Origin of the sequence: Streptomyces sp. NPDC001380 (genome assembly GCF_042895785.1) — a bacterium.
Lineage (GTDB): Bacteria > Actinomycetota > Actinomycetes > Streptomycetales > Streptomycetaceae > Peterkaempfera.
The window spans coordinates 1-10,080 of record NZ_JBIAWP010000049.1 but is presented as its reverse complement, the minus strand read 5'-3'; the positions used below and the strand labels follow the sequence as shown (position 1 = coordinate 10,080).

The window sequence follows — 10,080 nt, the reverse complement described above, 5'->3', positions numbered from 1 at the left end:
GCCCCCTCATCCCGGCCTTGCTGACCCGCGGCGGGGTCCCCGAGCCCCCCCCAACGCTGGGGCCCGTCGTGCAAATGTCACCCCCCCGGGGGGGCGGGCGGGGCGGGCCGGGCCGGGCGGGACACCCCCTCCGGGCCGGCGCCCGCCAGGGCGCCGGCCCGGAGACGTGCCGGACTCACCGCCGCCACGTGTGATAAGGATCACCGCCATGACCAGCTCCACGCCCCCCGCCGCCCCGGGGGACCGCTACTCGCGCCTGCCCAAGGAGCGCGAGCACGACCTCTACGACGCCGTCCTGCAGGTCCTCAGGGACGTCGGCTACGAGGCGCTCACCATGGACACCGTGTCCGTCCGGGCCCACGTCAGCAAGGCCACCCTCTACCGCCGGTGGCACAGCAAGAGCCGGCTCGTGGTCGCCGCGCTGCGCCACGCGGAGCCCGCGAAGATCTCCACGGTCGACACCGGCTCGCTCCGGGGCGACCTTTACGAGGTGGCCAGGAGGGTCACCGACCGTGCGGTGGAGTCCGGCGCCCTGCTGAGCGCGGTCTGCCACGCCATGCGCACCGACGAGGAGCTGGCCCGGACCCTGAGGGAGACCCTCTTCGACACCGAGGCGGCCGCCCTCGCCGCGATGGCCCGGCGCGCGGTCGACCGCGGCGAGGCGGACCCCGCCGCCCCCGCCCTGCCCTACTTCCCGCAGCTGGTCGTCGCCCCCGTCCTGACCGCCACCCTGCTGCAGGGCGAGGAGTGCGACGCCGGTCAGCTGCAGGCCTACTTCGACGCCGTCGTGCTGCCCGCCGTGCTCCTCCCCGGCTGACGCACGGCCGCGGGCCGCGGGAGCGGGCAGGCCCTCCCGGTCGGAGCGCTGGGGCCCGTGCGAGGGTGTGACGGCGGCCGGCTGCGACTCCCTGCCGGCGGCCGGCCGGTGGGGAGGCGGCCCGCCGTCGACGGTCGCTCACCGGTGGGGGAGCGGGGTGCCCGTCCGGCGCAGGTGGGCCTCGATCAGGGCGAAGGTGACTTCGGGCTGTTCGATCTGCGGACTCCTGCGGACCGATCCCGCAGCCTCCGGGGGTGCGGGCCGCACGCGCCGACCGGCAGGGGCCGCTCGACGGACGTCCACCGCCCGCCGGCGAGCCGCCCGCGCGTCCCACGCGACGTCCTGCCGGACCCCGCGCCCGGCAGGCACGGGACTGCACCATCGATCACGACGTCGCACAGGCCCTAGCCGGACACGTGGAGCACGACCTTGCCCCGGCGGTGCTCCCGGGCGAGGGCCTCGTAGCCGGCGCGGGCCTCGGAGAGCGGCAGGACCCGGTCCACGGCCGGGGTGAGCCGCCCCTCGTCGATGAGCCGGCCGACGGACCGCAGCCCCGCGGAGTCGGGCTCCACCACGAAGAAGACGCCCCGGACGCCGTGCCGCGCGGCCTCCTGCGGGTCCGGGGGCTCCGCGATGCCGACCAGGACCCCGCCCGGCCGCAGCACGGCCCACGAACGCGACAGCGTGGCCCCGCCGGCCATGTCGACGACCACGTCCACGTCGCCGACGTGGTCCTCGAAGCGCTCGTGCGCGTAGTCCACGACCCTCGTGGCGCCCAGTCCCCGGACGAAGTCCAGGTCCGCGGCGCCCGCCGTGGCGGTGACCTCGGCGCCCAGGGCGGCGGCGATCTGCACCACGAACGAGCCGACGCCCCCGGCGCCGCCGTGCACCAGGACGTGCTGCCCCGCCCGCAGTCCGGCGTGGTCCACCAGCGCCTGCCAGGCGGTGAGGCCGGCCAGGGGGACGGCGGCCGCCCGGTCGTGGTCCACGGCGGCGGGCTCGGGGGCGAGGATGTCCGCGGCCAGGCACACGTACTCGGCGGCCGCGCCGTCCTGCGTGAACGGGACCAGCCCGTACACCTCGTCGCCCTCGGCCCAGGAGGTCACGCCGTCGCCCAGGGCGGCCACGACGCCGGAGAACTCGTGCGAGGGGATGACCGGGGTGCGGTCGTGCCCCGTCCCGTCGAAGCTGTCGGTCCAGCTCGCGTCCCAGGTGAGCTCGCCCGAGGTGATGGAGGCGGACCGCACGGCGACCAGCACCTCGCCCGGCCCCGGCTCCGGGCGCGGCGCCTCCTCGTGGACCAGCTGCTCGGGTCCGCCGCGGCGGTGCGCCCGCACGGCGTGCATGGTGTTCGACACGTCCACTCCCGGTGTGTGCGCTCAGGGTGGCGGCGCCCGCGGGTGCGGGGCCGTCCGCGGGGCCGGCGCGGGCCGTCCGCCCGGGCGGGGTCCCCGCGGGCCGGCGGTGCCGGCCGGCGTCCGGCACGGGCCGTGCCCGTGCCCGTCTCGCAGCATTCCACGTTCCGCCGGGCCCGGCCCGCCGACCGCGGCGGGGCGCCGCCTCCCCCGGGACCGCCGGTGTCCCGTGCCCGGGAGGGCCCGAGGCGGCGGCCGGCCCGCGGTGCGCCGCCGGCGGGTTCCGGGGGTGTTCCACCGTTCGGCCCCCGCAGGGGTTCCCGGCCCGGAGCGCCCCTTTCCTGCCCGTTCCTCCGTTTCTCTCCGCCCTTCCGGACCCTTTTCCCCTTTTCCGACAACCGTTCGGGATGCGGCGACGTCGTCCTTCTCGCACGATGTGCGCAGCGCGCCCCGTCCGCCGGACGGAACGGTGCGCGGCGCGCCTGCCGAGAGGTGACCGGAGATGGCCGAGCCGCAGACCCCCGAGCCGCGGACCCCCGAGCCGCGGACCCCCGCCCCCGGGCCCGCCGGGCCGGACCGGGCCGGGGCCTCCTCCACGACCGGCCGCCGCACGCTGCTCCGGGCGGGGACGGGAGCGGCGGCCGCCCTGTGGCTGGCCGCCTGCTCCCCGGCCGCCGGACGCGCCCCCGTCGCCGCCACGGCAGGCGGCGGGCTCCCCGCCGCCCCGGCCGGCGACGGACTCCCCGCCGCGGGCTCCGCCGCACCGTCCGCGCGTCCGGCCACCCGGTACGCCGCGGCCTCGCCGACCGCGGCCGGCCCCGGCGACTGGGCGGCGCTCTCCCGCGACCTGGACGGGTACCTCGTCCGTCCGGGCGACCGCCGCTACCCCGTGGCGCGGGAGAGCTTCCAGCCGCGCTACGACACCGCGCACCCCGCCGCCGTCGCCTATCCGGCCAACCCCCAGGACGTCGCCACCTGCCTCGCCTTCGCCCGCCGCCACCGGCTGCCGGTGGCGGTCCGCGGCGGCGGCCACTCCTACGCGGGCTGGTCCACCACGACCGGCCTGCTGGTCGACACGGGCCGGATGGCCTCCGTCTCCTCCTCGCGCGGCGCGGCCTCGGTGGGCGCGGGCGCCCGCCTGGTGGACGTGTACGCGGGACTCGCGGCGCGGGGGGTGACGGTGCCCGCCGGGTCGTGCCCGACCGTGGGCGTGGCGGGGCTGGCGCTGGGCGGCGGCGTGGGCGTCACCGGGCGGGCGTACGGGCTGACCTCGGACAACCTCACCGCGGCCCAGATCGTCACCGCGGACGGCCGCATCCGCACCGTGGACGCGCGGCACGACCCGGACCTGTTCTGGGCCCTGCGCGGCGGGGGCGGCGGCAACTTCGGCGTGGTCACCCGCCTGGACTTCCGCACCCACCCCGCCCCGGCCTGCTCCTACGCCTTCCTGTACTGGCCCTGGCGGCAGGCCGCCGCCGTCCTGCGGGGCTGGCAGCGCTGGGCCCCGGCCGCGCCCGACCCGTACTGGTCGAGCCTGCACCTGTCCGCGAACCACACCGGCCCGCAGCGGGTCGGGGTGACCGTGGTCCACCTGGGGTCCGCCTCGGGCCTGCAGGCCCAGCTGTCCCGGCTGGAGGCCGCGGTGGGCGCCGCGCCCGCCACGGCGGTGGTGCGCAGCCGCTCGTACCTGGACACCATGCTGGCGATGGCGGGCACGCTGGGCTGGAGCATCGCCCAGAACCATCTGCCGGGGGACCTGCCCGGCCGGCGGCCGCAGGGACGGGTGGTGCGGGAGTCCTACGGGGCGCGCTCCGACTTCTACAACCGCGGCCTGTCCGACGCGGCGGTCCGGGCCCTGCTGGCCGGGGTGGAGCGGTACTCCCGCACCGTCCCCGCCGGGGGCAGCTGCGCGGTGGCGCTGGACGCGCTGGGCGGCGCGATCAACCGGGTGCGGCCGCAGGACACGGCGTTCGTGCACCGCGACGGGCTGTTCCTCGCCCAGTACATCGCCAACTGGCCGGCGGGCGCCTCGGTGCCGCGGAACCAGGCGTGGCTGGACGGGGTGTGGCGCTCCATGCGGCCGTACGCGAGCGGCCGGGCGTACCAGAACTACGTCGACCCGCAGCTGACCGACTGGCAGCAGGCCTACTACGGCGTCAACCTGGCGCGGCTGCGGCGGGTCAAGGCCGCCTACGACCCCGGGCGGCTCTTCACCTTCCCCCAGGCCGTGCCCAACGGCTGAGCGGGGGAGCGCCCCGGCCGCGGGGCGGGGGCGCAGGGCGAGGAGCACGACGTCGTCGTCGGGCGCGGCGCTGCCCGTCCGGTCGACGAGGCGGTCCAGCAGCTCGGGGAGCGGCTCCCCGCGGCTGTCGGAGAGTGCGGCGGCGAGGCGGTCCAGGGCGGCGTCCCAGGAGGTGCCCCGGCGTTCGACGAGCCCGTCCGTGTACAGCAGCAGGGTCGAGCCGGGCGCCGGCACGTGGCGGTGGTCGGTGCGGGGAAGCGGGCCCAGGGCGTGGTGCACCAGGGCGTCGTGCTCCCCGAGGAGGCGGGTGCCGCCGTCGGGGGAGTGCAGCAGCGGCGGGGGGTGGCCCGCGTCGGTCCACCGCAGCTCCCAGCCGTCGCCCCGCCGGTCGAGGTGGGCGTGCACGAGGGTGCCGCTCGCCCGGAGGGACAGGCGGGCGCAGGCGCGCTCCAGGGCGTTGACGCCGGTCGAGGGCTCCTGGCCGGGGTGGTCCGGGGTGGCCTGGCGCAGCACGGCGCGCACCTGTCCCATGACGGCCGCGGCGTTGACGTCGTGGCCGGTGATGTCGCCCACCGTCACCGCCCACCCGCCCTCGCCCGCGGGGGTGGGGGACAGGCGGTAGCTGTCGTACCAGTCCCCGCCGACCATGTCGTCCGCGGCGGCGGGCAGGTACAGGGCGGCCATGTCCAGGCCCGGGACGGACGGCAGGTCGGTGAGCATGGCGTGCTGCAGCCGGCGGGCCACCTGGACGCGCTCCTCCAGGAACACCGCCCGCTCCACCGCCTGGGCGGTGCAGGCGGCCACCGAGGTCAGCACGGCCTGCTCCTGCAGCCCCACCCGGTGCGGCTCGGCCCAGCCCAGGGTCAGCGCGCCGACCGGCCCGCGGGTGCCCACCAGGGGCAGGGACACCGAGGACTGCAGGCCCAGGGTGTCGGCCGCGGCGAGCGACTCGGGGCCGAAGCGGCGCAGCAGGTGGCCGCGGTCGGGCACGGCGACCGTCCGCCGCTCGCGGAACGCCCGCGCGGTGGGGAAGGGGGCCCCGGTCTCGTACGAGGAGTGGCGGGACTCCAGCAGGTGGGCGACGCCGGGGTCCGGCACCCGGCGCAGGCGGCCGTTCTCGGCGAGGACCAGGCCCACGTAGGCCGGCCTGGGGTCGCCGCCGACCAGGTCGCGCACCCGGCGGCGCACGTCGGTCAGGCTCGACGCCCCCGTCAGGTCCTCGGCGGCCCGCAGCAGGACCTCGGCGCCGGCCAGGGACCGGCGGGCCTGGTCGGCCATGTCCCGGGCGTGCCGGGAGGCGATCCGCAGGCGCAGTCCCGCCGAGCACGACTCGGCCAGGTCCGCCAGGTCCTGGAGCTCGCGGTCGGTCCACTCCCGCACGGACCCGTCGATCGCGCACAGCGAGCCCAGGACGTGCCCGTCGGCGTCGGTCAGCGGCATCCCGGCGTAGGCGACGACGTCCAGGTCGGGGACGGCCGGGCTGGTGCACGTCAGGTCGTGCTCCCGGGCGTCGGCCAGCACGAGCGGGCGCGCGGACGCCACCACGTACCGGCACAGGGAGTGCGACAGCGGGGTCTGCCGGCGGCCCGCCCACGGTTCGGCGAGCCCCGCCATCCCGGGGAAGACCTGGCGGTCCTCCTCCACCAGCGACACCAGGGCCACGGGCACGTCCAGGATGCGGGTCACCATCCGGGCGAGGCGGTCCATGTCCGCGTCGGGGGCCGCCGTCAGGCCGGCGTCCCGCAGGGCCCCCACCCGTCCCCGCGCGCCCGGCACCGCGGGGGGCACCTCGGGGGAACCGGCCGCCACGCACACCTCCTGTCGCCGGCCCCGGTGCCCCTTCGCGCCGGCGGCCGTCCTCACCGGCCATTCCAGGGACGCCGCCGAGCCTCCCCGCCCCCGTGCGCGGCACCGGCACCGCACGTCCCCGGGCCGGACGCCGCCCCTCCGGCCCGGGGCCGGTGCTCCTGCGCCCCCGGGGGAGGACCCTCCGGGGGCGCGGGGGTCCGGCCGCGGGTCAGGGCTTCTCCGGGATGTGCGCGGTCGGCCGTCCGGGGACGGCGGGGGCCGCCGCCCGCTGGAGGGAGCGGAGGATGGCCAGGCCCTGGCCCACGATGCCCGCCGCCACCTGGTTGACGCCCTCGGTGCCGTTGAGGACCGTGACACTGGCCCCCGAGATGCCGCGGGCGGCCGCCTCGGCCAGGGCGGGCAGGTTCTCCACGACCCGGTTGGCCGCGATGAGCTCCTGGTTCCCGTTCCGCAGCGAGGCGGCGCGGGCGGAGTTGGCGTCCGCCTGGGCCTGCGCGAGGGTCCGCTCGGTGTAGGCGCCGCCGTCGGCCTCGAACCTCGCCCGGTCGCGGCCCGCCTCGGCCAGGGTCCGCTGCCGGTACGCCTCGGCGTCCGCCGGCCGCCGCACCTCCGCCTCCAGGCGCTGTGCCGCCAGCCCGGCCTCCCGCTGGGCCAGGGCGGTCCGCTCCTCGACGACCTCCTGCGACGCCCGGGCCTGCGCGAGGGGTCCCGCCTGGGCGGCGCGGGCGTTGGACTCCTCCGTCTGCGCCAGGAAGCCGGCCCTCTTGATCGCCGTGTCGCGCTCGTACTCGGCCTTGAGGGCGGCGGCCTGCTGCTCGCGCTCGGTCGCCTCCTGGTCGGCCCTGGCCCGGGCGATGCGGGCCTGGCTGGCGACGGCCGCCGCGTGCGGCGCGGCGAGGTTGTCGATGTACCCGGTGGCGTCCTCGATCTCCTGGATCTGCAGCGCGTCCACGACGAGGCCGAGCTTCTCCATCTCGCCGTGGCTGCCCGCCACGACCTCCTGGGCCACCCGGCTGCGCTCCCGGATGATCTGCTCCACGGTCAGCCCGCCGACGATGGAGCGCAGGTGGCCGGCGAAGATCCGGCCGACCAGCTCCTCCATCCGGTTCTGCTCCGCCAGGAAGCGGCGTGCGGCGTTGGCGATCGACACCGCGTCGTCGCCGACCTTGAAGACGCAGACCGCCCGCACGGTGAGCCGGATGCCCTGCTGCGTCACGCAGTCCTCCGCGATCTCCGCCTCCCGCAGGGCCAGCGAGAGCATGCGGGCCTTCTGCTTCACGGGGAGGACGAAGCTCCCGTGGCCGGTGACGATGCGGAACTGCGTCTCCTGCGCCTGCCGTTTGGAGCCCGAGATGAGCATGGCCTCGTTGGGCGCGGGGACGTGCCAGAACAGCATGGCGACCACCTGCGGATCTTCCTGGTTCGGTACTGGGGTCCTGCGGCTCAGGACGGCAGGGGCTCGACGACCACCGAGCGGGCCGAGAGGGAGTCCACGACCACCACGCGGGCGTCCCTGCCGACCGGCTTCGCGGACCACGCGGCGAACGCCTCCGACCCGCCCCGCACGGCGACCAGGACCTCGCCCGGACCGTCCGGCGGGATCGGCACCGTCACCCTGCCGACGGCCCCGACCGGGCTCTGCGAGGAGTCATCGGCCGCGTCCGTGCGTCCACGTGCCACGTGAGGCTCCGCCCGTCGCTGCATCCGCACCGTCGGCCGTCACGGGGCGGCACCGCCCCCGGAGGCCCGCGCCTCCCGCCCCGCCGGACGCCGACGACGCCCGCCACCGTGCTCGATGCCGGAAATGTCCTTGATGTCTTCCACCGTACACCGCGCCCCGCCCGGGCGGACCCGTGCGCCCGGGCACCCCGGGGGGCCGGGACCGCCGCCCGGCCGCACCGCCCGAACGGCCCCGGCCCCCCGGCGCGGGCCGCGCCGCCGGACTACCCTGAGGTGCAGGTCCGGCGGCGTCCGGCCGACCGGGCGCGGCCCCGCCGCGGCAGCCCCCGCAGGCTGCCGGCGGCACGTCGGACGGAGGCACCGCCGCCATGCGCACGACCGAACCGGCTGCGACCGGACCGACCGGGGCCCGACCGACCGCGTCCGGCCCCACCGCGACCGACACGGCCGCCCCCGGACCCACCGCGGCCCGGACCACCGCGCCCGGACCGGCACCGGCCGCCCTGCCCGTCCGCCGCACCTGCCCCTTCGACCCGCCGCCGGAGTACCGGCGCCTGCGGGAGGAGGACCCCGTCAGCCGGCTCGCCTTCCCCGACGGGGGGACCGGCCGGCTGCTCACCCGGCACGAGGACGTCCGCGCCCTCCTCGCCGACGACCGGTTCAGCGCGGACCGCCTGCACGCCTCCTCCCCGGTGCGCACGGTGCGGCCGCCCGCCGACCCCGCGTCGCGCGCGGGCGTCTTCATCGGCATGGACCCCCCGGAGCACACCCGCTACCGCCGGATCCTCACCCGCTACTTCACCGTGCGGCGGATGCGCGCCCTCGCCCCGGCCGTCGAGCGGATCGTCGAGGACCACCTCGACGCCATGGAGCGCACCGGACCCCCCGTCGACCTGGTCCGGGCCTTCGCCCTCCCCGTCCCCTCGCTCGTCATCTGCGAGCTGCTCGGCGTCCCGTACGAGGACCGCGCCCGCTTCCAGGCCTGGTCGGCCGCCCTGCTGCGGGTCGGCGGCGAGGAGGCCGGGACCTACGCCGCGATGGAGGCCCTGCGGCGGTACATGCTCGACCTCGTCGCCGCCAAGCGGGACCGGCCCGACGACGCCCTGCTCAGCGCCCTCCTCCACCGGGACGAGCCCGAGGCCGCCCTGAGCGACGAGGAGGTGGCGGGCGTCGGCCGCCTGCTGCTGATCGCCGGCCACGAGACGACCGCCAACATGCTGGCCCTCGGCACCTACGCCCTGCTCCGCCACCCCGACCAGCTGCGCCTCCTGCGCGAGCACCCCGACCGCGTCGGACGTGCGGTGGAGGAGCTGCTGCGCCACCTGAGCATCGTCCAGTTCGGCACCGTCCGGGTGGCGCGCGAGGACCTGGAGTTCGCCGGACACCGCATCCGGGCCGGGGAGACCGTCGCCGCCTCCCTCGCCGCCGCCAACCGCGACCCCGCCCACTTCCCCGACCCCGACCGGCTCGACCTCACCCGCGAGCCCTCGCAGCACGTCGCCTTCGGGCACGGCGTCCACCAGTGCCTCGGCCAGCAGCTCGCGCGCGTGGAGATGGAGACCGCCTTCCCCGCCCTCTTCCGGCGCTTCCCCGCACTGCGCCTGGCGGTGCCGCCCGAGCAGCTCCGCATGCGCGACGACATGGTCGTCTACGGCGTCCACGAGCTCCCCGTCGCGTGGGAGGTGTGAGGCCGGCATGAGGATCCGCGTCGACCGGGGCCGCTGCCGCGGCGCGGGCCAGTGCGCCCTCAACGCACCGGAGCTCTTCGACCAGGACGAGGACGACGGCACCGTCGTCGTCCTCGACGACCGCCCCGCGCCGCGGCAGCACGCCGCCGCGCGGCTCGCGGCCGCCCTCTGCCCCAACGCGGTCATCACCCTCGACGAGGAGTGACGCCGCGAGGGCCGGCGCCGGAGGTCTGACGCCGCGACGACCGGCGCCGGAGGACCGACGCCGTCCGGCCCGCGGCCCGCGGCCGGTTCCGGCGGCGGACGGCTGGCGCCGCCCGGGCCTCCCCGGGGCCCTCCCCCGGAGCGCCAGCGCTCCCCGGACGGTCCGGACCGGCCGTCAACTTTCGTACCACGGGGTGCATCCGGGTCCGCGAAGGCGGCGGAAGCAGGGCGTGACGGTCACCGGGACCGTCGCTACCGAGTCTTCCAGGGAGTCCCCATGAGCAT

The 10,080-nt window shown here is 77.8% G+C and carries 7 protein-coding genes and 1 pseudogene; 4 read left to right on the top strand and 4 right to left on the bottom strand.

The annotated features are described in order from the left end of the window. The first annotated feature begins 208 nt into the window (after positions 1-208). Positions 209-817 carry a TetR/AcrR family transcriptional regulator gene (locus tag ACFY07_RS28255; protein ID WP_390872391.1) on the top strand — a complete coding sequence of 203 codons (609 nt, stop codon included), beginning with the start codon at positions 209-211 and terminating at the stop codon, positions 815-817. Between the two features lie 404 nt (positions 818-1,221). Here ACFY07_RS28255 and ACFY07_RS28250 read toward each other — a convergent pair whose 3' ends face one another. Continuing rightward, entirely contained in the window at positions 1,222-2,175 is a 954-nt protein-coding gene (locus ACFY07_RS28250; RefSeq protein WP_390872390.1) for an NADP-dependent oxidoreductase, read from the bottom strand. A 499-nt stretch (positions 2,176-2,674) separates the two neighbouring features. On the opposite strand from ACFY07_RS28250, the gene ACFY07_RS28245 reads away from it, so the two are divergent. Beyond that, positions 2,675-4,414, top strand: coding sequence for an FAD-binding protein (locus ACFY07_RS28245; protein WP_390872389.1), 1,740 nt, complete (start codon positions 2,675-2,677; stop codon positions 4,412-4,414). Positions 4,415-4,456: 42 nt separating this feature from the next. Here the strand turns inward: ACFY07_RS28245 and ACFY07_RS28240 are convergent. The 3 genes and pseudogenes from ACFY07_RS28240 to ACFY07_RS28230 all read right to left on the bottom strand — a co-directional run. Further along, a pseudogene (locus ACFY07_RS28240) lies at positions 4,457-6,121 on the bottom strand (GAF domain-containing SpoIIE family protein phosphatase); the annotation flags it as partial. 310 nt (positions 6,122-6,431) lie between these two features. Continuing rightward, on the bottom strand, positions 6,432-7,619 hold the full coding sequence (locus tag ACFY07_RS28235; RefSeq protein ID WP_390872392.1) for an SPFH domain-containing protein: 1,188 nt from the start codon (positions 7,617-7,619) through the stop codon (positions 6,432-6,434). Between the two features lie 47 nt (positions 7,620-7,666). Beyond that, positions 7,667-7,903 carry a hypothetical protein gene (locus ACFY07_RS28230; RefSeq protein WP_230653776.1) on the bottom strand — a complete coding sequence of 79 codons (237 nt, stop codon included), beginning with the start codon at positions 7,901-7,903 and terminating at the stop codon, positions 7,667-7,669. A gap of 368 nt (positions 7,904-8,271) precedes the next feature. On the opposite strand from ACFY07_RS28230, the gene ACFY07_RS28225 reads away from it, so the two are divergent. Together ACFY07_RS28225 and ACFY07_RS28220 are read left to right on the top strand one after the other, a co-directional pair. Then, positions 8,272-9,591 carry a cytochrome P450 gene (locus tag ACFY07_RS28225; RefSeq protein WP_390872388.1) on the top strand — a complete coding sequence of 440 codons (1,320 nt, stop codon included), beginning with the start codon at positions 8,272-8,274 and terminating at the stop codon, positions 9,589-9,591. Between the two features lie 7 nt (positions 9,592-9,598). Further along, positions 9,599-9,796, top strand: a complete 198-nt coding sequence (locus tag ACFY07_RS28220; RefSeq protein WP_390872387.1) for a ferredoxin — start codon at positions 9,599-9,601, stop codon at positions 9,794-9,796. Positions 9,797-10,080 lie beyond the last annotated feature (284 nt).

Excerpts from the sequence above, each read along its gene's own strand:
- ACFY07_RS28255 (WP_390872391.1), top strand. The coding sequence starts at position 209 with ATGACCAGCTCCACGCCCCCCGCCGCCCCGGGGGACCGCTACTCGCGC.
- ACFY07_RS28220 (WP_390872387.1), top strand. The coding sequence starts at position 9,599 with ATGAGGATCCGCGTCGACCGGGGCCGCTGCCGCGGCGCGGGCCAGTGC.
- ACFY07_RS28245 (WP_390872389.1), top strand. The coding sequence starts at position 2,675 with ATGGCCGAGCCGCAGACCCCCGAGCCGCGGACCCCCGAGCCGCGGACC.
- ACFY07_RS28225 (WP_390872388.1), top strand. The coding sequence starts at position 8,272 with ATGCGCACGACCGAACCGGCTGCGACCGGACCGACCGGGGCCCGACCG.
- ACFY07_RS28235 (WP_390872392.1), bottom strand. The coding sequence starts at position 7,619 with ATGCTGTTCTGGCACGTCCCCGCGCCCAACGAGGCCATGCTCATCTCG.